Raw genomic sequence first — 23,334 nt, forward strand, 5'->3', positions numbered from 1 at the left:
AACACCTTACTTATTTAAAAATGAAGATTGACGAGTTGGGGTTCTCCAAAAGTAAACACTTAATGCTATTAACTTCAAGTCATGCCAAGAATCTCATGTCATCCCCATTGATTGCCCAGCGGCATAACAATTTAATTCATAAGCCTTGATCTAAACAGACCTACTGAGGCTTGGGAGGCGTTTTAGAGGGGCCAAAGTAGGCTTTGTAGACCTCATGAGCGATCGGCACCGCTGATTCTGCCCCATAGCCGCCATTTTCGACCACCACTGCGATCGCGATCTGAGGATCGTTGACTGGCCCATACCCGACATATAGCGCATTGTCACGCTGCCCCAAGACTTCTGCCGTTCCGGTTTTGCCAGCCGTCAGCGGAATCGAGCCATCATTTAACTGTTTGCCCGTGCCCTGCTGCACTACGGCGGTTAATCCCTGTCGAATCACGGCGATCGCTCCCGGACTCAGGCCTGTCGCTTCTCGCTGCATCGCGGGTAAGTTGGTTTGATCCGCCAAAAGATGAGGCTTGATCCGCCAGCCGCCGTTTGCGATCGACGACACCATCACCGCCATTTCTAACGGAGTCACCTGCACCACGCCCTGCCCGATCGACATACTCACCGTGTCACCGGGATACCACTCTTCGCCAAACAGTTTTTTCTTTTGCTCAGGAGTGGGAATGAGTCCGTGATTGCCTCCATCTAAGCCCATTGTAGAAGTCTCGCCTCCAATGCCCAAACGGTGCCCCCATTTCGAGATTTCTTCGGGGCCAGCAGCGATCCCAACCTGATAAAAGAAAGTGTTGCTGCTAAAGGCAAAGGCTTCTGGAAAGCCAATCACTCCATATCCACTGCCGCCGTGTTCATGAAAGGAAATGCCACCAATGTTGATCGACCCAAAAGTCGCCAGCGTCGAGTCAGGAGAAAACTTGCCAGACTGCATCCCCGCCGCAGCCGTCACAACTTTAAAGGTACTCCCAGGGGGATAGCCTTGCAGGGCCCGATTCAAAAAGGGATGATCCTGGCTTTGCAGCGTCTCCCATTCCTTACCAGAGATTTTGCGCGTAAAGAGATTGGGATCAAACGTGGGAGCACTGGCCATCGTCAAGACGGCTCCCGTTTTCACATCCAAGACGACGACCGCCCCGCGACGATTGTTGAGTGCTTTTTCGGCGGCCTGCTGCATCTTGAGATCGAGCGTCAACCGCAGATTAGTCCCGGCGATCGGCTGCTGTTTGCCCAACATTCTTAGCTCTTTGCCAATGGAGTCTACTTCGATCAGGCGATTGCCCCAGGTACCCCGCAGGGTTGCGTCTGCAATCCGCTCAATGCCCATCTGCCCCACCAACATCCCCATCGGAAATTCGGGGTGCGCTTTGAGATCGTCTGCGGTGGCTTCTCCGATATAGCCCAACACATGGGCCGCCAGACTGCCATTAGGATAGCTGCGATTGGATTCTGCCTGAATTTCGAGACCTGGAATGTCGCCGCCTTCTTGCAGGGCAATAAATTGGGGGGGAGTCAGCTTGCGATAGATCCGGACGGGAACGGCCGATCGATACCCCACCTTTTCCAGCTTTTTGAGAATTTCTTCTTTGGGCAGGTCGAGAGTTTTGCTCAGGCGATCGGCGGTCTGCTGCCATTGGGCCTGAGTTTGCTCACGCGGGTAGAGGTAGATTGCTCTTGATAGCTCGTTTGCGGCCAGAGGATTGCCCTTGCGATCGAGAACGTTGCCGCGATCGGCCACCAGCGGAGAGGGACGAATGCGGTTTTGTTCGGCGAGTTGGCGATTATGTTTGCCCTGAACAATTTGAAGCTGGGCGAGTCGAAACAAACAAACACTGATCAAACTTGTCGCCACCATCAGCAGCACAATGGATCGGTGAGAGCGCTGTGATCGGGTTTGGTTGACCCAAGAGGTAGATGCAAAAGAGAGTCCACTAGCCATCGTCTATCCAAGCTTTCCTATGCTGAAATATGAATTTGAAACCGGGGTGAAACTTTAAAAGAGACCCTAATGTTTGAGAGAAGTTTCTGTCTGTAATGCTGTACGGTTGTTGGGTTTATAATCCTGTCTCATCCAAAGATTTGAAGACTTTTTACCTGACTATCTGAGAGCGTATTCTAAGCGATCGAGGAGTCAAAAGATAAGACGTTTAATTCTGTTTGATAGAGGTTAAAAGACTCACCCTCACCCTGCTCTTTAGCCTCACAAGCTCACTGCAAAAAAGCCTTCTCAGTATCCTCAGATTTTGGCTTTCTCTCTGCTAGATTCGCTACCTCTTTCTTACAATCCGGAGAATCGAATTCCTAAAAGGACGCTTTGATCGTCCTAAATCGACTTCTCGACCCAAGGTTTTCCTGCCTCCCCGTTTAGTGTCCCTTCTCGTCTCACCATACACCGCTCTATTCCTTCTTCAAGTCTTCGCTGCATAGAAAATCTCGCACGGTTTGAATAGAGTGAGCCAATGCTAAAAGCAATTGCGGAGCCTCTTCAAGATTTTGCTGTTGGGACTGTTGGTCGAGTTTGCTGGCGATCGTCTGCATTTCAGTCAGTCCTACATTGGCGCTGGCTCCTTTGATATGATGGGCTGCGCGGGCGACCGCTTCGTGATTCCCAGTGGCGAGGGCGGTTTGGGCGGTGTTTAGATGCTCCTGGGTGTCCGTGACAAAAATCTGTAGCAGTTCTTGCTCAAAGTCTGTGTTGCCGTCAGAAATTTGATGCAGATGCTCCCAGTCGATCGCTAGGCTAGTTTGCCTCACCCTATCAGTTTGCTCCAAGACTTCCCCCCAGTGCAGTAGCTTTTCATGCAGTTTTTCTTTGGAAATGGGTTTGCTCAGATAGTCATCCATTCCCGCTTCTAGACAGCGTTCTCGATCTTCGCGGAGAGCATTGGCGGTCAAGGCAATGACGATCGTGCGGGGGCGGACTGGCGGCCCCTTACAGGTCTCTCGGAACGATCGACGAATCGCTTGAGTGGCTCCATAGCCGTCGAGAATGGGCATCTGGCAATCCATTAGCACCAGATTGTAAGGAATCTTCTCCATCATTTGCAAGGCTTCTTGACCATTGGCAGCGACATCGGCGGTGTAACCTAGATTTTTGAGTTGATTTAAGGTGACTTTCTGGTTAACCGTGTTGTCTTCGACCAGCAGAATTTTGAACTTTGATTTTTTCTCAAGGGGAGCGACCCCTTGCGGGTAACTCGAAGAGAGCGCCGTTCGGTACAGCAGGTTCTCAGATTGGGCGATCGCAGAATTTAATTCTGGCTCTGGGTTCAGGGTTTTGGCGGCTTCCACCGCATCAGACAGAGCCGTCACAATGCAGGCGAGCAGGCGAGATTGTTTGACAGGCTTGACCACATAGGCCGAAAATCCCATCTCTAGCATTCGTTTTGCGCCGCCCCAGTGATGTACCGAAGTCAGCATAATCAGCTTGGTCTGAGACAGCAAGGGATCGGACTTGATCAGAGATCCCAGCGTTTCTCCATCTGTGCTGGGCATTTGCATGTCGAGAATGGCTAGATCAAAGGGGTGACCGATCGCCTGCTGAGATTGAAGGAGTGCGATCGCGGCGGTGGCGCTGTCTGCCTCGCTGACCTGAATTCCCCACCCCGAAAGCTGATAGCGTAAAACCTTACGATTGGTGGCATTGTCGTCTACCACTAACAGCCGCAGTTGACTGAGATCAAGCGGACTGACGAGCGCGGGGGCCGTTTGCAGAGGCTTCTCAAAGGTGAGGGTAAACCAAAATTTTGACCCCCGGCCTTCGAGACTCTCGACTCCGATCGTGCCGCCCATTAGCTCTACCAGTTGTTTTGAAATCACCAGCCCCAGACCCGTTCCGCCATATTTGCGCGTCATGGAGGCATCCACCTGAGCAAAGGGATGAAACAGCTTGCGTTGTGCGTCTGGCGAGATGCCGATCCCCGTATCCATAACGGAAATCTCCAATGTGGTCGTGGTCGCAGTCTGCGCCCCCTGGCGGATATCTTGAGGAGATTGCTGCGTCGCCTGAATCACCACTTCTCCATGATTAGTAAATTTGACGGCGTTGCCCACAAGATTAGTTAAGACTTGTCGTAGCCGACTGGCATCTCCTTGAAGCTGAGAAGGGAGATTGCGATCGATCAGCGTGGCAATTTCTAATCCTTTGGCGTGGGCGGCGGGGGCCAGCAGATCGGCGACTTCTTCGATGCAGGTAGACAGGTTAAAGTCAAGGGTTTCGAGTTCCATTTCTCCCGCTTCTAGCTTGGAGAAGTCGAGAATTTCATTAATCAGCGTCAGCAAACTATCGCCACTGGCTCGAATCGTTTCGACAAAATCTCGCTGATCAGCGCTGAGACCTGTGTCTAGCAGCAGCCCTGTCATGCCCAAGACGGCGTTCATCGGGGTGCGAATCTCGTGGCTCATCGTCGCCAAAAAGGTACTTTTCATTTGAGACGCGCGTTCTGCTTCGGCGCGAGCTTGCTCTAGAGCCAGATTTTGCCGGGCTAACTGTTCTCGCTGTTGGGTTTCTTGCGCCAGAAGCCGGGCCTGAGTTAGGGCAATTCCTACTTGATCGGCAAGCTGGGCGAGAAAGTTGACCTCAAAGCTATGCCAGTGGCGAGGGGTGGCGCATTGGTGTGCAATCAAAAGCCCCCAGAGAACGGGTTCTGTCTTGGAGCCTGTGCCTTGTAGAATGGGGACGACCAGATTGGCTTTGACTTGAAACTGCTGGAGTAGCTGTTTGTGACAGGGCGTGAGGTCAGAGGATTCGAGGTCATCGATCGCCACCGTTCGCCCGTGATAATAAGACTTCCATCGCCCTTCTTGAAAGCAGGTGTCTTGAATGACTTGACCTAGGGCGGGCACCCATTGAGTATCCACCGATTCGACGACGACGGTGCCGATCCAATCTTCGTCAAAGCGATAAATCAGCACGCGATCGGCCTGCAAAAATTGCCGCACTTCTGCCACGGTGGTGTTGAGAATTTCTTGAATATTCAGAGATTGCCGAATTCTCAGGGTGATGGCCGCAAAGAGTTGCGATCGCAGGTTTTGTCGTTGCAGTTCTTCTTGAGCCTGTTTGCGCTCGATAAATTGGCCGAGTTGGCTACCGATCGAGGTAACCATCATCACCATCAATGCTTCGTCAGGTGGCTGAATGGCTTGATTGAACAGGGTGATCACGCCCAAAATTCCGTTGCGGCTGGAGATCGGGCAGCCGAGTGCGGTGTGGAGTCTGGACTGTTGAGCGAGGGGCGATCGCAAAAATCGCTTGTCAAACACCACATCGGTGATCCACAGGGGTTTGCCACTCGCCCAGACTTGACCGGGAAGCCCTAACCCAGGCGAAAACACCCACTCTTGAGATGAGGCTCCAAAGTCAACAAATTCTTCTTGAGATCGACACCAGTTGGCCGCGCAGCGGATTTGATTGGCGGTTCGATTGACGACCCACAGTTCACCCAAGTCCCAGCCGCAGCTTTCACAGATTGCCTGCAATAGTCGGGGAGTCGCTTCGCTAAGGGACGAAGATTCGGCGAGGACTCGCGCCACAGCCTGTTGGAGATGAAGTTGCAAACTGGTCTGTTGGGCTTGAGCGGCTGTCTGCTCTAATCGGAGAATCTTGCGGCGCTGTTCGAGTTGGGTGATGACCTGGCGAGCGATCGATTTCAAGTGTTGCGTTTGTTTGGCATCAAGGCTTTGGGGCTGATAGTCCATGACGCAAAGGGTTCCGATCGCCAGCCCTTCTGAGGTGACCAGAGGAACTCCTGCGTAAAACCGAATCGGCAGCGCGGCGGCTCCCTGGGGATGAGGAATAAAGCGTTCGTCTCCTGACGCATCCACAACCACCAGTACATCTGATTGAGTGAGGGTGTGGGCGCACATTGCCTTACGGCGGGGCATTTCTGACGCTTCGATACCGATCTTGGCTTTGAACCATTGGCGATGGTCGTCGATCAGACTAATGAGCGCGATCGTTGTGCCACACAACTCTGCTGCCAGTTGAGCCAACTCATCAAAGACGGCTTCGGGGGGAGTATCAAGGATGCAATATTCCTGGAGGGCGCTCAGTCTTGCCGCTTCGCTGTCTGACGAAAATGAGTTCATAAATTGAACGGGGCTACGACGCTGCGTTTTTCATAGAAGTCACCCATACTTTTGTGATTGTTACATAAGAAACTTTAGACTTCAGTATTCTTTTAAACTCAGGCGAATTTTTATTTTGGCATTGCTGATTGGAGAGATGAATCTGTGGGAAGTGTCCATCTTTTCGCCCCCTAAATCCTCCAAAACTGGGGGACTTTGAACCTTGGGGTTTCCGCCGCTTTGGGGCAATTCATCCCCTGATTCAGCAACGCCTTTATTCTTTTAATTTACTTGGACTTTGGACTTTGGACTTTGGACTTTGGACTTTGGACTTTGGACTTTGAACCGAAAATCTTGTCTAAAAGTCCCCTAGAGTTGGGGCCAGAAGCGCTGAATATCGAATCGAACAACTTTCATCGAATTCACGCACGTCAGCCGTTGATTAACCTCCTGTCTAACGTCTTCTGTCTAATGTCTCTCGTCCAACGTCTTGCGAAACCCTGCGAGAGGTGACACCATAAGCATCAGAAGCGAACAAGTGTTCTGAGCAAAGGTTCTGAGCAAAAAAATGGCTCGTACTCCCATTCTCAAATTCGATCGCGGCACCCTCATTTTGCATCCGCCTCCCAAAGGTAAAGCCTGGATGGATTATGCCACATGGGACGATCGGGTGGAAAAGTTTCGCATCCCCGCTCATCAGTATCGTAATCTGGTGCTGGCCATGCGGGCAGAAGGTACAGAACTTGACGACAAAGCCAGGGCGTTTGCAGAAGTTAAAATGGTGCCCAGTCTAGAAATGGAGCCGTATCCTCATCAGCAAGAAGCGCTGGATGCCTGGAGGTCTGCGGGCCGTATGGGTGTGGTCGTGTTGCCAACCGCCGCCGGAAAAACGTATCTTGCACAATTGGCGATGCAGGCGACTCAGCGCAGTACGCTCGTGATGGTGCCGACATTGGATCTCATGCACCAGTGGTATGCTCATTTGGTGGCGGCCTTTCCAGATGTTGAGGTAGGCTTGCTCGGAGGCGGATCGCGCGATCGTACCCCCATTCTTGTCTCAACCTACGATAGTGCTGCCATCAATGCCGAAACATTGGGAAATCAATACGCGCTGTTGGTGTTTGATGAATGCCATCATTTGCCCAGTGACTTTAATCGAGTGATCGCTGAATATGCGATCGCGCCCTACCGATTAGGACTCACGGCCACACCCGAACGAACGGATGGCAAACACGCCGATCTACAAAGCTTAATCGGAGCCGAGATCTATCGTAAAACCGCTGAGGAACTGTCTGGATCAGCCCTCGCAAAACACAAAGCCACTCAGATCAAAGTAAAACTTTCTCAACAGGAACGCGAACGCTACGATCGCTTAATTCAGATTCGCAATGCCTTTCTCAAAGAAGCCAATATCTACCTCAGCAGCGCTCAAGGCTGGCAGCGATTTGTGCAGGCGAGTGCCCGATCCAAAGCGGGACGCAAAGCCATGTTGGCCCATCGAGAAGCGAAAGCGATCGCCTTTGGCACTGAGGGCAAGCTGAGAGTTTTGGCGGATCTGCTGGCTCAACATCATCCCGAACGCACGCTGATTTTTACCGACGACAACGCCACGGTTTATCGCGTTTCCCAAGAGTTCTTAATTCCCGCAATTACCCATCAAACTCCGGTTAAAGAACGACACGAGATTCTCACGCGATTTAAGCAGGGAGACTACAAAACTTTGGTGGCTTCGCGAGTGTTAAATGAAGGGGTGGATGTGCCGGAGGCGAGTGTGGCGATCGTGCTATCAGGGACGGCTTCGACCCGCGAATACATCCAGCGTCTAGGGCGCATTCTTCGCAAAGGAAAAGACCCCACAAAACTGGCATTATTGTACGAAGTGGTGGCAGAGGATACGACTGAGGAAAACGTGTCTCGTCGGCGCAAAGGTGAAACGGCTCGATCGTCAAAGTCCCATCAGCTAGAGTTGGTGCCTCCTACGATTTATGCGGTGCCTGCTAAGACGGTGCCTCGTGCGGCCGAATCTGAGGCGGATTGGGATGATTGGTCTTAGAGCTAGGAACGAGGGATGAGGGGTTGTCTTCGATGATCTGTTCCCCCTTTGGGGGTAATACGCTTCGCGAGAGGGATGAGGGATGAAAAATGACTTGTCGGAAGTGTTGAATCGGCTTAAAGAGTCTTCTCAGGGATTGTTGTGGATCAGTGAGTCAGAAGCGCCGTTTGAGGTGGTTGTTTGGGAAAATGAAGCGCAGGAGGAATTGAACGATCGTACCCTTCTCAGACATCTCGATCGTTCAGATACGTCTGTCGAGACCCAGGACTTTGATGCTTTTTTTGCAACGGCTACCCAAATTCAAGATTGGCAGAATGAGGAAGAACAAGCGATCGTTCATCAATATCAGCAGCTTGTTATCGCGCTCAAACAACATCTCCGAGATCTCAAAGTTTATCAACTGGGTGAAGTGAATTGTGACATCTACATTCTCGGAAAAACAGAAGCCGGACACATCGCAGGATTAACCACCCAAGCTGTAGAAACTTGAAATAGCGTTAACGTGAATTCGATGAGAGTTCTTCGCTTTGTTGTTTACGGCTTCTGCCCCCCAACCCCCAATTTTGGGCGACTTTTAGATCAGTTTTTTGGTTCAAAGTCCCTCACTGGTGGGGGATTTAGGGGGCTGCCGAGACGACAACCGCAGCGAAAGATCTCATCGAATTCACGTCAACCCGAAGAGAAACAGGGTTTAATTTCTCATCCCTCAGCCCTCAGCCCTCATTCCTCTCGCGAAGCGAAGTTCTCCCTCATCCCTCATCCCTGATCGACCTTCTCCTCAATCTGAACTTGAATCGCATCCGACACATTCGTTAAAAAGTTGTAGCCTGTGCGGTCTTCTATCAGATCAACGCTGACTCTAAATTTGCGCCAGTCGTCTTCTCGAATCCCTTGCTGATTGGGCATATCGACCGCAATGAGTCGTGTTTTTGCATTCACGCCAGCCGTTCCTAATCCTGGTTTATCCAAGACGACGATGACTTTCCAAACGCGATCAGGAGCCGTAATTTTGACGTTGCTCTTGCCAATCGATCGTTTGTTGCCATAGCCACCCGCAATGATGTAAAGCTCTTTGCCCTGGGTGACTAACTCTCGGCAATAATCCTCCAAAACTCTCCACGGCCCCTGATTGTTGTCGGGCGCTTGAGGCAAAATATTAGTCATCAAAAACGTCGCAGAATTGTCTTCAGCATTGCGGCTACGATCGCCAGAAGGAGTGAGGTGTCCCCGGTCAAACCCACTGCCGTTGTAGTCACTCGATCGCACGGCATAAAATCTCTGAGGCAGACGCTCATCAGGGCGAAAATTATTGCTGCGCGGCACCTCTCCTAGCCAATCTCGGTTTAGCTGCCAGCTTGCCCAATTAGGAATATGCCGACTGTTATTGTAAGAAACCACATACTGAGGCTTTTCTAAGAGATAGTTGTTGGCATCAGTTTTGGCATTACTAGGATTGCCCATCATCAGATTAGGATTGATCACCGGAAGAATTGATTGGGGCGGTCGCTGCATCCATAAGCCACAGCCAACCACTATCAACAAAATCAGCGCGATCGCAACCCACCAGCCCCGTAATTTCATCATATTTGGCAGATCTACCCACCATAAAGCTGACTTTAATTATGGCTTGAGCCAGCCTGTTGCAAGAATAATCGTTGATCACCCAGCGATCGTAGAGCGCTAAAGTAACGTGAATGGCGTTGCTGAATCAGGGGATGAATTGCCCCAAAGCGGAGGGAAACCCAGTGTTCAAAGTCCCCCAATTTTGGGGGATTTAGGGGGCGCAAAGATTGACACTTCCCACAGATTCATCCCTCCAATCAGCAACGCCACGTGAATTTCATGAGAGTTTTTCGCTTCGTTGTTCACAGCTTCTGCCTCCCAAGCTGCCAATTTTGGGGGACTTGAAGAGAAGAATCCTGGTTCAAAGTCCCCTACTGGTGGGGGATTTAGGGGGCTGCCCAGATTAATCACCGTAGCGAAAGTTTCATCGAACTGACGTTAAAGTAAAACGTTAAAGTAAAGTAGTCTATTCCTGAATTGCCGCCATGCCCCTCACCGTCAATCTCAGCCCGATAATCAACCTCACCGACGATCAGTTTGAACAAGTTTGCAGCGCCAATCGTGACCTCAAATTTGAACGCACTGCCCAAGGAGAACTCATCATCATGCCACCCACTGGTAGCGAAACGGGAACCTGGAATTCTGGACTCACCGGACAACTCTGGTTTTGGAATCAGCAAACTCAGCTAGGAAAAAGCTTTGATTCATCAACAGGCTTCAAACTGCCCAACGGTGCCACCCGCTCTCCTGACCTCGCCTGGGTCAAACAAGCCCGATGGGATGCTCTTACACCTCAACAAAAATGCAAGTTTGCTCCCCTCTGTCCTGACTTTGTGGCTGAACTGAAGTCTCCGAGCGACGATGTACAAGACACCCGCGCAAAAATGCAGGAGTATTTGGAGAATGGTGCTTTGCTAGGTTGGCTGATTAATCCTGAAGATCAGCAGGTAGAATTTTACCGTCCGGGTCAGCCTGTAGAAATTCTGCATCGTCCTGCTACCCTCTCTGGTGAAACGGTTCTGTCAGGGTTTGTCTTGGATTTAAGCGAAATTTGGGGAACGAATGCTACCGAGTGAGTTGTTAATTCATCGATTTAGCGGCGAAGAACTGATTCCCAAACGCCTCAAAATTGACCAGGGGAATTTGGCGATCGCTCAAGATCTGATCACCCTTTTTCACGAGGCCAAAGGCACTTCTAAAGGTGAACTCAATCGCCAACTTCTCGAACTCGAAGGCGAAGAAACCGACTACCGCATCAAACGAGGTCTGGCCCACCTGCTCAACAGCGCCTTTAGCACCTATGAAACCGTTAGCCCGCTCGAACCGCCGATGCTGCGAGAACGGGTCTTTGCGCTGTCTGCTCAATCTGCGCCCAGTGTCCAAACCACGCAGGTTACCCTTGATCGCCTTGCCGACCTCCTGACGCAAGAATTGGGGCGTGAAGTGTTGAGTGATCAGATTCGATCGGGTCTCTACGCCGACTTGCCAGATAATCAGATTTTGATTGATTTTGAGTCCCCTACGCCAGAGGCGTTGATTCACCGCTACAACCTGTCTCAAGTGCAGGGTGTTTTTTATCGCGCCAGCCACATTGTCTTAAATGCCCACCGCAATGATCCGGGTGAATACAAACTGCTGTTTCGCTACGTCAAGCTCTTTCAGCTAATGACCTACATCGAAGGTGACGCGGATCATGGGTTTACGCTCACGGTCGATGGGCCCACCAGCTTGTTTAAGCCCTCGACGCGGTATGGATTGGCGATCGCAAAACTCCTCCCTGCCCTGCTCCACGTCACTAAATGGAATCTGTCAGCCGATTTGCAAATCAACGACACCTACGCAGGCAAAACGCGCAAAAGTCGCTTTACACTAGACGCTGACTGCGGGTTGGTCAGCCACTATCCCCCCGGCAAAACCTACGACAGTATGCTAGAAGCGGGCTTTGTCGAACGGTGGGAGAAAGCCAAAACCGAGTGGCGACTAGAGCGAGAAGTTGATTTAATTCCGATTCCGGGGAGTGTGATGATTCCTGATTTTCGACTTGTTCACCCCGACGGACGCACCTTTTTGCTGGAAATCGTCGGCTACTGGCGACCTGAATATCTCAAGAAAAAATTCTCTCAAGTCCGCCAATCGGGACGCGATGATCTGATTTTGGCGGTTTCAGAACGGCTCAACTTAGACAAAGCTGGGGTCAAAATTCGCGAGACTCCCGCCCAAATTGTCTGGTTCAAAGATCAGCTACTGCCCAAAGCCGTACTGGAAGTTTTAGGAGAATCGCGATGACTGCTCACATTCTGGTCGTCGAAGATGAAGTCAAACTCGCCCGCTTTGTGGAACTTGAACTGACCAGCGAAGGATACCGCGTCAGTGTGGCGCACGATGGCATGTCAGGGCTGACGATCGCACGCGAATCAAGTCCCGACTTAGCCATTCTCGACTGGATGCTGCCAGGGCTAACCGGAGTCGAACTCTGTCGTCGTCTGCGGGCCACCGGAAGCAAAGTGCCTGTAATTTTGTTGACGGCGCGAGATGAAGTCGGCGATCGAGTCACCGGGTTAGATGCGGGAGCTGACGACTATGTAGTCAAGCCCTTTAGCATTGAGGAACTGTTAGCTAGAATTCGGGCCCATCTACGGCGCACTCAGGAATCTGATGGAGATCTGTTGCAGTTTGAGGACTTGAGATTAAATCGTCGGACTCGTGAAGTGTTTCGAGGGCAGACGGCGGTTTTGACAAGGGCGATCGAGCTAACCGCCAAAGAGTTTGACCTATTGGAATACCTGCTCACCCATCCTCGTCAAGTCTTTACCCGCGATCAAATTCTCCAACATGTGTGGGGCTATGACTTTATGGGAGATTCCAACATCATTGAGGTGTATGTCCGTTACCTGCGCTTAAAGCTAGAAGAGAAGGGCGAAAAACGTCTGGTTCACACCGTTCGAGGGGTTGGCTATGCGCTGAGAGAGTAATTGATCGGATGAGCGTCTTCGCTGCAATTCTCCATCGGGAAACGCCCCAAAAGTCTTCCACGGTAACGACTCTCGGCCGGGGAACGCTTGCTAGTCCCCCAGAATTGGCAGCTTGAGAGGCAGAAGCTTGACAGCGAAAAACCTTCAGCCAAGGGATGCTACGGTGTATACACAAGTCTATACTCACTTCGTTCTAGTCGGCTTCAGCCCCCTAAATCCCCCATTCTGGGGGACTTTAAGCAAAAAAGACTTCCAGAATTTAGAACCCTGATCAGCGTTCAAAGTCCCCCAAATTTGGGGGATTTAGGGGGCGAAGGATTACGGCAAGTACAGATCAATCGACTTATGTATACACGGTAGGCCAAGGGATGAGGGGATTTAGGCAGAATATTCTTTTAGACGGGGCATCAATCCCAAAAGTGTGAGAACTGCGATCGCTAACACCGCAACCATCGCATTAAATTCTAAGGTTGCAATGTCCTGATTACTTCGAGCGATCGCATCCTCAAATGCCTTTTTGTTCAAATCGTAAGCGACCTGATTGGCCGCTTTGAGTTGCTCAAAAGCCCAGTTAGACTCGCCCTGATTTTCACCCAAGCAAAGCCTGATTGCTCCCGCTCGATCGCCCTTGGCAAGAAGTTGACGGATTCTCTTGTCGATCACGACGTACTGCGACAGCGCATCTACATGTTTGTTTAGAGCCTCCCTTTCACCAGCAAATGTGATGTTACTCTGCCCATCCGCCAAAAAACCGCGAACTTCGTCAATTTTTGCCTGGAATGCAAGTTCGTGATTTGAGGCAAGATTGCGATCGGACTCCAACAGATAACGACTCTCATCAGAATTGGCACCATACGCGATCGCACGAGCCTGACGCAGCGCATACATCGACATGAAAGCATCTTGCTTGGCGACCTTGAGATGCCCCGAAGCAGAGAGTAACGCACTCACCGTAGAGGCTAAAAAGATAACCGCGATCGCACTGGCTCCCAACAAAAAAGGATTGATCGTGCGACGAGTGCGCTGATTGAGAAATAGCTGAAGCTTGATCAACACAACTATCACACACAAACCAAACACAGTGATCAAAAAGAGCGATCGGGCGTGGTCAAAATTATGTTGGCTGTAAGTTTCTTCTAGCTTTTTGCGGTTGACTTCTGCCAGCAGGTCAGCGGCCGGTAGGAGTTGGGTATCTAAGATCTCGATTGCCGATCGATAGGCTGACAGAGTACCAGCGCGATCGCCTCGTAGATGAGCATCTCGCGCCTGCTGAAGTTTGGTCAGATAAGCCCCCAGCCCCAACTGCATTTTTTGAATAGGAACGCGCTCATCGTCACCATAAGTAATGTTCTCAGCCGCAGCCACCAATCTCTCCGAAGCGGCATTGTAGCGTTCGCTAAAAGTTTGAATGACTTTACCATCGGCATTTTTTTGAGGTTTCTCTTGTAAATCGATCGGTGTGCTGTTGGGCGGTGCCAAAAATTCACTCGCTGCAAACGCATCCATACCAGCCATTGCATCTTTTAGCCGTTGCGCGGTGATGATACTGAGCGTGGCATCTGTACTAACCGTCTTGATCGTATTGCGTTGCCCTTGCGTCCCTGCGATCGTCACCATCAGCAATAATAAACTTGCTCCCCAGGTGATAAACAAACTACCTCTCATTAGTTGAGGCGTATTGAGATTACTGATTGTCTTTTTGGTTACGGTCGTTATACTACTCATAATTTTTATTTGATCTAGACGGCTTTAACTTGTATTCTTGTCCAATGTCCGACTGTGATCTCGTCTGCATTCTTTAATCGAATATCAGTCATGGATTTAATTTCTACACCGTTGAGTTCCGTCCCGTTTGCAGAACCAATGTCTCGTAGCGTCAAATCTCCGTCTGACTGACATTCGATCAAGGCGTGACGGTGAGAAACTGCATCATCAATGTCGAGGGGAATTTCTGGATAAATGGCTCTCACTTGGCTGGTGCGTCCAATGAGATGAGCCGTTTTGTCGAGACGAATGGTGACGGGAGCCAGATTGGGCGGGGGCGGACTGTCGGGATGATGGGGCACTGAATCGATCGTGACCACGACTTCCCAGACGATCGCAGCTTTCTCATCGCCGCTTTGCCGGGTGGTGGTGACTTCGGGGGGCGGAGCGGTTTCTTGCAGGTCACTCGCAGCGATGGTCACTGATAGTTCTCCATGTGCCCCGGTGGTGAAGTTGTAGCCACAAATCTCGCAAAAGTTGCCGCTTCCCAACTCGTGAGGCGCACTGCAATCGGGACAAAGCTGAGAAGCTCCGACAGAAATCGGTGTTTTGGCAACGGACGAAACTGGCTCAGAAACACTGCCCATTTTTGCACCGCATTCTGAACAATAATCGGACTCTGTAGATTCGTGACCTTTGGGACAAAAATAGGTAGACATTGTGGCTTAGGCAGTGGGATTTTTGGCGATGGGAGTAACCTGAACGGCGGTGCCATAACACAAAACTTCAGTGACACCGGGGGCGAGTTCGGTCGCGTCATATCGAACGCCGATTAGGGCGTTGGCTCCAACTTGTTGAGCATGACGAATCATCAGATCGTATGCATCCTGGCGAGTCTGCTCACAGAGAGACGTGTAAAGCGTGATGTCTCCTCCAAATAGCGTTTGTAGTGAGGCTCCGATCGTTCCCACGACACTGCGCGATCGGACGATAATGCCTCGCGTTACACCCAGGTTTCTAATAATCTGGTAGCCGCTGAGTTCAAAGCCTGTGGTAACAAGTTTGTGATCAATCATGACAATGCTGAATGGAATGGGTAAAGACTAGAGCTAGAAACTTTTGAGAACGCTTCAGACTATGCTTTTGGAATCCGAGCGGTTTTGGTCGATCGCGTTTCCAGGGCCATTTCGTCTTCTTTGGCGATCGCTTTCTTGAGTCGGATCGTTCCGGTGGGTGCGTCTTGGACATCAACCACGGTTCTGAGTAGTTTGGCGGTGGCTTCGTTGCCGGAGTCATGGGCAATTTTAACGGCGCGTCCGAGTTTGGCGGTGGCGGCTTCTACGTCGCCTCGGTTGCGGGCTTCGAGTCCTTCTTGAATGGTTTGGGCAAGTTCGGCTTGTCCGGTGTAGTGGGCAACTCGGCGATCGATTTTGGTCGATTTTGCGTCGTCATCCGTCCAGACTGCCAGAATTTTGGCCTCAGCGATTTTGGTTTCAGTCTCGTCTACGCGAAAGATCAAACTGGCTCGACCCGCCAACATTTCGTCACCGACGCGACCCGGATTCACCTCAATACAGAAGTGATAATCTCGCGATTCGCCTTTGCCCCAGGCCCCGGTGGGATAGTCCAAAACTTGCGCTTTGACGGATTTAGAGCGATGAGTCAAATCTACAATATCGGGGCTGACTTGTTTGCAAAACAAAATCTTTGCGCCTTGAGGAGTCCAGAGTCGCATCAAGACATCGCTGACACTTTTTCCCATTGCTTTTTCGAGAATCGATCGAAAGTCTGCCTCGATCATCAACGCATCAGGAATGATGTCGGTCGTGCCCAAAAGTTTGCTAGAAATCAGCTTTAATTGACTGACCCGCCAATCGGTGCCGACTCCCCGACAATCGCATTCAAATATGCCCTCCGAATCTTGCAAGACTTTGGTGAGTTTGTGCTCGTCTGAGTCGTCGTTTTGACCATCGGTGAGCAGTAGCGCCTGACGAATCGCATTGGGCATTTGTTTGAATTGCTGGAGCGCTTCGTTTAGCCAGGTTGAAATCAGCGTTCCACCAGTCGCCTCGATCGAGCGGAGGTTCGCGATCGCTCGTTGCTTATTTTCTAAAGTCGCTTGACACGCAGGAACCACCAACCGCGCACTAGAGGAACCCGTGACGATAAAGAAGCTGGCATCTTCGGGCAGCAAATTGACAATCTTGGTCATGGCTTCTTTGGCAGATCGCATCTTTTGTCCGCCCATTGACCCAGATGTGTCACAAATGATGCCAAATAATCTGCTGCCTGATGTAGACGTTGCATTTCCTGCATTCTCACCAGCGTTGACCGTCATGATCGCATGAACTTCTCTAGAGCCTTCAGGAAGGTATTGATTTTGAAAGACTTCAGCCGTAAATTGAGTCATGTTTTTCTCCTTTAGAAGCCGTTGACTTGTAGAACTGCAACTGTAATATTGTCGTGTCCGCCACGCGATCGCGCGTATTCCATCAATGTTCTCGAAATAGAGCGTGCGTCATTTTCTCGAATCAAATCTGCGATCTGTTGAGCCTCTGATACATAATTCCACAACCCATCGGTGCAGAGTATCAAATAACCATTTCCAGGAATAATGAATTCAACGATTTCAGGATTAGCATCGTCTTTGGCATCGGCCCCAATCCAGCGAGTGATCGCGTGTGTCTGCGAGTTTTGTTGGGCTTCCGATTCTGTCATTTCTCCAGAAGCAATCACAGCATTGATCCACGAATGATCTTGAGTCAGTTGCCGCGATCCGTTTGTCGAAATCCAGTAAGCCCGGCTGTCACCCAACCAAGCGATCGTTGCCCTGCCATTTTGAACGATCGCCGCTACCAAAGTGGTCGAGGGCGGTTCTAGCCCAGGGTGACTCGGAAGCTGACAAACCGCAGAAAACGCTGCACTCACAGCCACTTTTAGAGCATTGACGGGAGGTTGATCTAAGCAGTTTGCCAGCGTTAGACAGGCTGTTTTGGAGGCTTGTTGAGAAGCCAGTTCGGGATGATCAGCGCTCGAAACGCCATCACAAACGACGAGAATCTGAGTCTCTTGAATTGCTTGCAGAGCCAAAAAATCCTCATTTTGATAATGTTTGAGTCCGCGATCGCTCACGCCTGCCAAATTAGAATCGATCAAAATTTCGACCGGGGGAATCTCACCCCGAAAGCCACAGTCTGAGCAAAACCCTTCCGCGTCGATCGCGCCCCCACATTTTGCACAGGCGATCGAGCGAGCAGGCTTGAGGGCGGTGCCACATTCCTCACAAAACTGGTCATCTGGTAAAACGGACATATGGCAAGCGGGACATTGCATAATCTGAGTTGAGTAAAGTTTTGAAAAGCTGGCTAGGTTGACTCAAAAAAGGGTTTTGGGTCGGACTCGGTTTGCTTCGTCGATCAGGTGGATTTTCTCTTCGCCTGTGGTCAGATGCGCCATGTCTCGTAGGGCTTTTTCGAGTCCCACTCTGAGCTTATTTTCTTCGAGCGGCTGTCCGAGAATGACCATTGCAGAACTGGGCGACACCGCTTTCGTCGTCACTAAATGCAGGGCAGTTTCTAAAACTTGTTTGGTGAGTCGATGGCGATCGATGCCATCCAGCGTTAGGGTTTCAATTGCGATCGAGGCTTTCTTGAGTTCGTCTGCACCCGGAGTTTTTTGCTCACGATCGATCAGCGTTCGAGCAATTTCGACTCGCGATCGCGTATACAGGCTAGAAGTTTGAGGAATTTTTTCTAACGCTGCGACGGCACTTTGACGATCGCCAATTGCACAAAAACAACGCGCTAAACCGAATGCTGCTGAGACATAGCTGGGATCAGTTTTGATCACCAATTCGTACATCTTAATCGCTAGTTGGTAATGCTGAGACTGTTCGGCTGACAACGCTAATGCTAACTTGGGCGCAAGTTCTCCAGGCAAGTCAAAATACACTTGATCAAACGCGGCCTGTGCTTCTTTAAATTTGCCCTGCGCCATGAGCGATCGACCTCGATACCAATAGACGCGCCAATCCCAGGGATCTTTCTCTTCAACTTTGGCGATCGCTTGCTCTGCTTCTTGATATTCTTTTTCGTCAATCAGACTATTCGCCAATCGTAACAGGGCTTCGACTGAGTTTGGAAACTGGTGAGTAATTGCCTGGAGACTAATCGATCGCTGCACCGGATCAGCAATCATGCTGGCATTCATCACAGCGTTGAATCCTGGATCGGTGGGGTTCAAGGTGGGAATGGGCAATTGTTCGTAGTCTGCGTGAATGGGTGCGAAGTCTCCCGCGTGGGTTATCGCTAACCGATCGCCGCTCAAAAGACTGCTATTAGAAGGGCGCGGAATGTTGGTTTCTAATGCCACAATTTCTCGCAACACCCCCAGCAGTTGATCCGCCATCTCTTCAGCAGTCTGAAAGCGATCGTCGGGGCTGTCTGCCGTCGCTTTGATCAAAAATCGATACAGCGACTCGTGTTGGGCAAAAATCGGATCTTCGTCTGCATTGGGCAACGTGAACAAATGCTCTTTGCCAAAGCCGCGAATATTTGTGATCAAAACGGCTAACGTTCTGGCAATGGTAAAGAGGTCAGAGGCGATCGTGGGCCCATCTCCTGCTTCTGGCGCACTGTATCCAACGGTTCCATAAATGTCGCCGTGGGGGTCGTCAATTCGCCTGACACCGCCCAAATCGATCAGCTTGACATCATCGCCTTCTAACATCACATTATCGGGCTTGAAATCGCAGTAGACCATTCCCATCTGATGCAAGTAGACAAAGGCGCTCAGAATTCGATGAATGTAAGCGATCGCTTCAGTGACAGGTAATACGCCGCGTTGTTTGCGAATATCTTTTAGCGTTTTTCCTCCGACATACTCCATGATGATAAATCCTTCGCGATTGTGGTTCACGAAGTTATAAATACCGACAATATTGGGATGTTTGACCGCCGCCAAAAACTGACGTTCGGCAACCGCTACCGCCGCACTGGACGCATCTTCAGTGTTGAGCAATCCTTTTAAGACGACGTAGCGAGACAGCGTTTTGTCAAAGCCTAGATAGATCCAGCCTAAACCGCCATAGGCGATCGCGCCCTTGACTTCATACTGTCCGGCGACCAGATCTCCTTTTTGCAAGGTGGCAATAAACGAATATTTCTGTCCACACTTGCTACAAAAGCCTTTCTCGCGTTTGAGTCCGTGGTTGCAGTTACTACAAAAGCGTTTGTTTTCGGGGACAACGGACTCTAAAAGGAGCGCTTTTTCGGGGTCGGTTGAGGGCAATTCGGGGACAGAAACTAAGCCTGCGCCGAGTTGTTTACGGGTACTGCGGGCAGAGGTGGGACTGGTGCGCCGAGAGCCTTTTGCCGATCGATTGGTCAGCGGTGAGGAGCCTGTCCCGGTGGTGACGGGGGTACTTCTGCCAGTGACACGCACCGAGGAATATCGCTGGCTTCCGGCAACTACGGCCGCCAATCCACAAACGTCACAGTAGCCATCTTCGATCGTGCCAGTGCATTGATTTCGAGTGCAGCGATCTTTTCGAGTTACCCGCAAGGGGTCGGCGTTCATAACGGTCTCCTTGAGAAGGTCTTGAGGGTTACGTGGAGGAGAAATTGAGAAGCTGTTTTTAAAGAATTTTTGATCTACTGAAATTTAGAGATCTCCCCTGGCTCCCTTAAAAAGAGGGGAAAATCTAGAGGTTCTAATCTAAAACTTTCTTGCCATTCAGTCGTTTTTCGTAGTGTGAAATCAATTCGGACGCTTTTTCTAGAGGCGTTGGGCGTGTATAGAGAAGCTGTTTGGCTTGAGTGGCGAGATTGATCAAGGTGGCATCTTCAGACAATCCTTTTGCGAGGGCTTTGGCTTTGAGGGCATCAAGTCGGCCGCGCAATTCTTGGCGGGTGGCGATCGGGGCAAGATTGGCAGAGTATGCCCGTTTTTCGGTCGCGATCGCTTGATTGATATTTTGAGTCAGATTCTCCAAGCCGACCAAAATCGGACTGATAAACCCCTGGGCAAACTTGGTTTCTAATCGAGTTAACCATTGGTGAAGTGCGGCAATTTGCTCTGAAGCGATCGGATCTATCAGCATTGAGTGATCCACGACTTTTTCTCGACTTTCCGCAAAGGCCGCGATTGCACCTTGATGAATTTTTTCTAATTCGCTGAGAAGCTGATGCGCGATCGCTAGTTTTTCTTGTACCTGGGTTTGTTGTTGGGCGCTTTGTTCTAGTGCGTTTCTGGCTTGTGTAATCAGCGGTTGGATGGTTTGTTCAAATTGATCGTGAACTCCTAACGGGTCTTGCGCTATCTGAGCCTGAATCGTCGCGATCGCCTGTTCTGCCTGAGTCAGTCCGACAATGATATTTTGCTCCAGTAAGTTAGCGGATTGTCGAAGCGATCGCAGTTCTGTCTCGGCGGTTGATAACTTCAAATCGATTGCTGACCAGGCCACATCCACCGCCAACATCACCTCTTTTGCGGTTTGAAACACTGCCAACATCACCGTTAATAACTGAGCAGGTGATATGGTCGAGATTGCCCCTTCCTGTGTGAGAAAATTTCTTTGAGACGGGGGCAGGCGCTCCACCGATAGCTGAATCCAAACGTCAGTTAAAGTCTCCTCAATTTCTTGCAAAATCTGCTGAGATCCCAAAAATCGAGAATATTGCTTTCGCAGTTGAGTGATGCGATCGCTGGTCTTCACCAACAAATCAAAGTGTTGCAATAAATCATTCATCGCCTCCCATGCAGGCATCACTTGAGCGGCAGTCGCTCCGGTTAGTTGAATGGTAGGAACCCCTGAATCACCAGACAGTCGTTGATAGGTATAAATATCCTGCAATTCGATGAGAATTTGACTCACAAGCCCAACTTTGTGTTGCCAATCGGATAAGCGTTGATCAATCTGTTCGAGAGTGAACATAGGGTAACTTATGGGTTTGCCTGTTCTGATATCAGCGCCTCGGTGAAGAATTACGCATCAAAAAAATCTCGATCGCACAAACGTCGCAAAGCTAACAACAGTACTAACGATTTGGGAGAAGTTGGGGGCGGTAGAGACTTTTTTTCGCAGTTGCTGCATTTGTTTGACATCATCTGACGTACAGGTAACGCTGTTTTTAAGAATGGTCAATTTTGCTCGTGAAAAATCGCTCATGGCGCGATCGAGATCATCTTTAAGTTCTACCTGTTCGTCAAAGTCGGCTTCTAGATAGCGAATTTGCAGTTCGTTTAAAAGGTTAGAAGCCTGTTGTAGAAAGAGCCGATTGTGGTCTGACATGGTGGGAGTTTTGAGTTGAGCGTTGGTCTGTTCTACAAAAGTTTCTAGATTTAGCCGCTAACGTCTGGGAGGTAAAGCAACTTCAGCAGGGAGACTAACCTGAATTTGCGATCGACTCGCCGCCGCAGTGTTGGCCCGATCAAGCAGTTTACGGGTCACATCACTCCAAAAAGGATCAGACCGAATTTGAGCCACCACGCCCGTTGCTTTGAGTTTGAGACTGGTATAGTCACGACCTGTAAAGGCAGAAGCCGTGGTCAAAATTCTCGGAACCAGCGTATTCAGTTGGTTGAGATCTAATTCATCGTAGCGATTGGCCACTTCGATCAAGTCTTTGCCCAACACAGCCGCTTTGGTGCATTGAGCGACAGTTGTTTCTAATAGTTTTTGTTCTTCTTGTTTGATCTGTTGCCATTCGCCCATCATTTCGCCCGCTTGATTTTCGAGGTCAGACTTGCGTTGGTTTAATTGTTGTAGTGTTTCGTTTCCAGTGCCATTTTTCAGCTTTGCCAGCACGGTTTGATACTCTTGACGCAGCTTTCTAAATCGGACAATCACCCCCGATCGATACTGGGTCAGCATCGGTGGATTTTTGTTAATCGCGTCCGCCAACAAAGCCATCTGAACGGTTAGCGTCTTGGCATATTCAGCCGACTTGCGGGCTTCGTCTCGACTGACCAGTGTGCCGCTATTGAGCTTGTCAAAAATCGATGCGAACCCTTCATACTGACCGCGCAAATCGACGATAAAATCGTCCCACTCTGCAACTTTGGGCGGCTGAAATGGGTCGATCGCCAGATCGATCACCGTACTATTGATATCGACTTTGGAATTGAGAATCCGACTGATAAAACTCTGACGCATCTCAGCTTGCGATCGTGGAGGCGCTTCGAGTTCCCGTTTTCGCATGGTGTCGATGGCTTCGATCGCTGCCAAAGATTCTGTCTTAAATTGAACGGCTGCCCCCTGAAGCGATCGCGCTTTTTCGACACTACATCCGCCTAGCGAACTGCCAACCACCAAAATTCCGGCAATCCAGAAGGTTTTGATCTGTTGAGTTTTAAGCTGCCCAATTTTTACAACCACCCGCCCATCTCCTACTCTCCCGCAATATGAACCACGATTTCGCGGCTATTTCCCCGTTGACGATGCTCCCAGATGTAGATGCCCTGCCAGGTTCCGAGTAAAAGGCGACCTTGAGCGATCGGAATTTGCTCAGAAGTGTGGGTGAGCACGGTGCGAATGTGAGCAGGCATGTCGTCTGGCCCTTCGGCGCTATGAATGTAATTCTCCCACTCTGGAACCAGCTTTGAGAGAAAATTCTCTAAGTCTTTCAACACATCAGGATCGGCGTTTTCCTGAATAATCAGACTGGCGGAGGTGTGGCGCAAAAACAAGTGACAGATTCCGGTTTGGATGCCAGAGTCAGCGACGATCGCCTGAATTTTTTGAGTAATTCTAAGCAGCGATTTACCCGACGTAGGGATTCTGATAATTTTCTGATACTGAGACATAATCGAGGGTTATGAGGCGAACGTCTCCATCTTCTATTGTGCCTGGGAGCATCCCAATTGTGTAGCACAGTCTTTCTGCCCTCACCATAACCCTCTCCCCTAGGAGAGGAAACAAAAGATCTGACTCCCTTCTCAGGGAGAAGGGCCTACCGTGTATACATAGGTCGA

General features: G+C 50.3%; 18 protein-coding genes. 5 read left to right on the plus strand and 13 right to left on the minus strand.

The window, feature by feature from the left end; all coding sequences use genetic code 11:
- Positions 1-160: 160 nt before the first annotated feature.
- Both mrdA and ACKFKF_RS08855 read right to left on the minus strand, forming a co-directional pair.
- Positions 161-1,942: a penicillin-binding protein 2 gene (mrdA, locus tag ACKFKF_RS08850; RefSeq protein ID WP_446867395.1), complete on the minus strand. Its 1,782-nt coding sequence runs from the start codon at positions 1,940-1,942 to the stop codon at positions 161-163.
- Positions 1,943-2,400: 458 nt separating this feature from the next.
- Complete coding sequence (locus tag ACKFKF_RS08855; protein WP_446867396.1) at positions 2,401-6,090, minus strand: GAF domain-containing protein; 3,690 nt, start codon at positions 6,088-6,090, stop codon at positions 2,401-2,403.
- 547 nt (positions 6,091-6,637) lie between these two features.
- Here ACKFKF_RS08855 and ACKFKF_RS08860 point away from each other — a divergent pair.
- The gene (locus tag ACKFKF_RS08860; protein ID WP_446867397.1) at positions 6,638-8,122 is read left to right on the plus strand and encodes a DEAD/DEAH box helicase family protein; all 1,485 of its coding nucleotides are present in this window, start codon (positions 6,638-6,640) and stop codon (positions 8,120-8,122) included.
- A gap of 82 nt (positions 8,123-8,204) precedes the next feature.
- Positions 8,205-8,612 (plus strand): nuclease A inhibitor family protein, encoded by a 408-nt coding sequence (locus ACKFKF_RS08865; RefSeq protein ID WP_446867398.1) that lies wholly within the window; start codon positions 8,205-8,207, stop codon positions 8,610-8,612.
- Between the two features lie 266 nt (positions 8,613-8,878).
- Here ACKFKF_RS08865 and ACKFKF_RS08870 read toward each other — a convergent pair whose 3' ends face one another.
- On the minus strand, positions 8,879-9,706 hold the full coding sequence (locus ACKFKF_RS08870) for a DNA/RNA non-specific endonuclease (RefSeq protein WP_446867399.1): 828 nt from the start codon (positions 9,704-9,706) through the stop codon (positions 8,879-8,881).
- 464 nt (positions 9,707-10,170) lie between these two features.
- Here ACKFKF_RS08870 and ACKFKF_RS08875 point away from each other — a divergent pair, with 464 nt between their 5' ends.
- The 3 genes from ACKFKF_RS08875 to ACKFKF_RS08885 are packed head-to-tail and all read left to right on the plus strand — an operon-like array spanning position 10,171 to position 12,657.
- Positions 10,171-10,761, plus strand: a complete 591-nt coding sequence (locus ACKFKF_RS08875) for a Uma2 family endonuclease (RefSeq protein WP_446867400.1) — start codon at positions 10,171-10,173, stop codon at positions 10,759-10,761.
- On the plus strand, positions 10,748-11,971 hold the full coding sequence (locus tag ACKFKF_RS08880; RefSeq protein WP_446867401.1) for a DUF790 family protein: 1,224 nt from the start codon (positions 10,748-10,750) through the stop codon (positions 11,969-11,971). The genes ACKFKF_RS08875 and ACKFKF_RS08880 overlap by 14 nt, the downstream gene beginning before the upstream one ends.
- On the plus strand, positions 11,968-12,657 hold the full coding sequence (locus ACKFKF_RS08885) for a response regulator transcription factor (RefSeq protein WP_446867402.1): 690 nt from the start codon (positions 11,968-11,970) through the stop codon (positions 12,655-12,657). The genes ACKFKF_RS08880 and ACKFKF_RS08885 overlap by 4 nt, the downstream gene beginning before the upstream one ends.
- A 378-nt stretch (positions 12,658-13,035) precedes the next feature.
- On the opposite strand, the gene ACKFKF_RS08890 is transcribed toward ACKFKF_RS08885, so the two are convergent.
- The 10 genes from ACKFKF_RS08890 to ACKFKF_RS08935 all read right to left on the minus strand — a co-directional run bounded on the left by ACKFKF_RS08890 (position 13,036) and on the right by ACKFKF_RS08935 (position 23,166).
- Positions 13,036-14,382, minus strand: coding sequence for a hypothetical protein (locus ACKFKF_RS08890; protein WP_446867403.1), 1,347 nt, complete (start codon positions 14,380-14,382; stop codon positions 13,036-13,038).
- A 14-nt stretch (positions 14,383-14,396) separates the two neighbouring features.
- Complete coding sequence (locus ACKFKF_RS08895) at positions 14,397-15,080, minus strand: FHA domain-containing protein (RefSeq protein WP_446867404.1); 684 nt, start codon at positions 15,078-15,080, stop codon at positions 14,397-14,399.
- A 6-nt stretch (positions 15,081-15,086) separates the two neighbouring features.
- A complete protein-coding gene (locus ACKFKF_RS08900; RefSeq protein ID WP_446867405.1) occupies positions 15,087-15,437 on the minus strand; it encodes a YbjQ family protein in 351 nt (116 codons plus the stop codon).
- Between the two features lie 59 nt (positions 15,438-15,496).
- Positions 15,497-16,771: a vWA domain-containing protein gene (locus ACKFKF_RS08905; protein WP_446867406.1), complete on the minus strand. Its 1,275-nt coding sequence runs from the start codon at positions 16,769-16,771 to the stop codon at positions 15,497-15,499.
- An 11-nt stretch (positions 16,772-16,782) separates the two neighbouring features.
- Complete coding sequence (locus ACKFKF_RS08910; protein ID WP_446867407.1) at positions 16,783-17,694, minus strand: PP2C family serine/threonine-protein phosphatase; 912 nt, start codon at positions 17,692-17,694, stop codon at positions 16,783-16,785.
- A gap of 42 nt (positions 17,695-17,736) precedes the next feature.
- Positions 17,737-19,938 (minus strand): tetratricopeptide repeat protein, encoded by a 2,202-nt coding sequence (locus tag ACKFKF_RS08915; protein WP_446867408.1) that lies wholly within the window; start codon positions 19,936-19,938, stop codon positions 17,737-17,739.
- Positions 19,939-20,071: 133 nt separating this feature from the next.
- Positions 20,072-21,295 (minus strand): hypothetical protein, encoded by a 1,224-nt coding sequence (locus tag ACKFKF_RS08920; protein WP_446867409.1) that lies wholly within the window; start codon positions 21,293-21,295, stop codon positions 20,072-20,074.
- Between the two features lie 57 nt (positions 21,296-21,352).
- Entirely contained in the window at positions 21,353-21,652 is a 300-nt protein-coding gene (locus ACKFKF_RS08925) for a hypothetical protein (protein WP_446867410.1), read from the minus strand.
- 57 nt (positions 21,653-21,709) lie between these two features.
- On the minus strand, positions 21,710-22,738 hold the full coding sequence (locus ACKFKF_RS08930) for a hypothetical protein (protein WP_446867411.1): 1,029 nt from the start codon (positions 22,736-22,738) through the stop codon (positions 21,710-21,712).
- A gap of 11 nt (positions 22,739-22,749) precedes the next feature.
- Entirely contained in the window at positions 22,750-23,166 is a 417-nt protein-coding gene (locus ACKFKF_RS08935; RefSeq protein ID WP_446857435.1) for a secondary thiamine-phosphate synthase enzyme YjbQ, read from the minus strand.
- Positions 23,167-23,334: the final 168 nt, after the last annotated feature.

Source organism: Phormidesmis sp. 146-12 (assembly GCF_052939495.1).

Excerpts from the sequence above, each read along its gene's own strand:
- mrdA (WP_446867395.1), bottom strand. The coding sequence starts at position 1,942 with ATGGCTAGTGGACTCTCTTTTGCATCTACCTCTTGGGTCAACCAAACC.
- ACKFKF_RS08855 (WP_446867396.1), bottom strand. The coding sequence starts at position 6,090 with ATGAACTCATTTTCGTCAGACAGCGAAGCGGCAAGACTGAGCGCCCTC.
- ACKFKF_RS08860 (WP_446867397.1), top strand. The coding sequence starts at position 6,638 with ATGGCTCGTACTCCCATTCTCAAATTCGATCGCGGCACCCTCATTTTG.
- ACKFKF_RS08865 (WP_446867398.1), top strand. The coding sequence starts at position 8,205 with ATGAAAAATGACTTGTCGGAAGTGTTGAATCGGCTTAAAGAGTCTTCT.
- ACKFKF_RS08870 (WP_446867399.1), bottom strand. The coding sequence starts at position 9,706 with ATGATGAAATTACGGGGCTGGTGGGTTGCGATCGCGCTGATTTTGTTG.
- ACKFKF_RS08875 (WP_446867400.1), top strand. The coding sequence starts at position 10,171 with ATGCCCCTCACCGTCAATCTCAGCCCGATAATCAACCTCACCGACGAT.
- ACKFKF_RS08880 (WP_446867401.1), top strand. The coding sequence starts at position 10,748 with ATGCTACCGAGTGAGTTGTTAATTCATCGATTTAGCGGCGAAGAACTG.
- ACKFKF_RS08885 (WP_446867402.1), top strand. The coding sequence starts at position 11,968 with ATGACTGCTCACATTCTGGTCGTCGAAGATGAAGTCAAACTCGCCCGC.
- ACKFKF_RS08890 (WP_446867403.1), bottom strand. The coding sequence starts at position 14,382 with ATGAGTAGTATAACGACCGTAACCAAAAAGACAATCAGTAATCTCAAT.
- ACKFKF_RS08895 (WP_446867404.1), bottom strand. The coding sequence starts at position 15,080 with ATGTCTACCTATTTTTGTCCCAAAGGTCACGAATCTACAGAGTCCGAT.
- ACKFKF_RS08900 (WP_446867405.1), bottom strand. The coding sequence starts at position 15,437 with ATGATTGATCACAAACTTGTTACCACAGGCTTTGAACTCAGCGGCTAC.
- ACKFKF_RS08905 (WP_446867406.1), bottom strand. The coding sequence starts at position 16,771 with ATGACTCAATTTACGGCTGAAGTCTTTCAAAATCAATACCTTCCTGAA.
- ACKFKF_RS08910 (WP_446867407.1), bottom strand. The coding sequence starts at position 17,694 with ATGCAATGTCCCGCTTGCCATATGTCCGTTTTACCAGATGACCAGTTT.
- ACKFKF_RS08915 (WP_446867408.1), bottom strand. The coding sequence starts at position 19,938 with ATGAACGCCGACCCCTTGCGGGTAACTCGAAAAGATCGCTGCACTCGA.
- ACKFKF_RS08920 (WP_446867409.1), bottom strand. The coding sequence starts at position 21,295 with ATGTTCACTCTCGAACAGATTGATCAACGCTTATCCGATTGGCAACAC.
- ACKFKF_RS08925 (WP_446867410.1), bottom strand. The coding sequence starts at position 21,652 with ATGTCAGACCACAATCGGCTCTTTCTACAACAGGCTTCTAACCTTTTA.
- ACKFKF_RS08935 (WP_446857435.1), bottom strand. The coding sequence starts at position 23,166 with ATGTCTCAGTATCAGAAAATTATCAGAATCCCTACGTCGGGTAAATCG.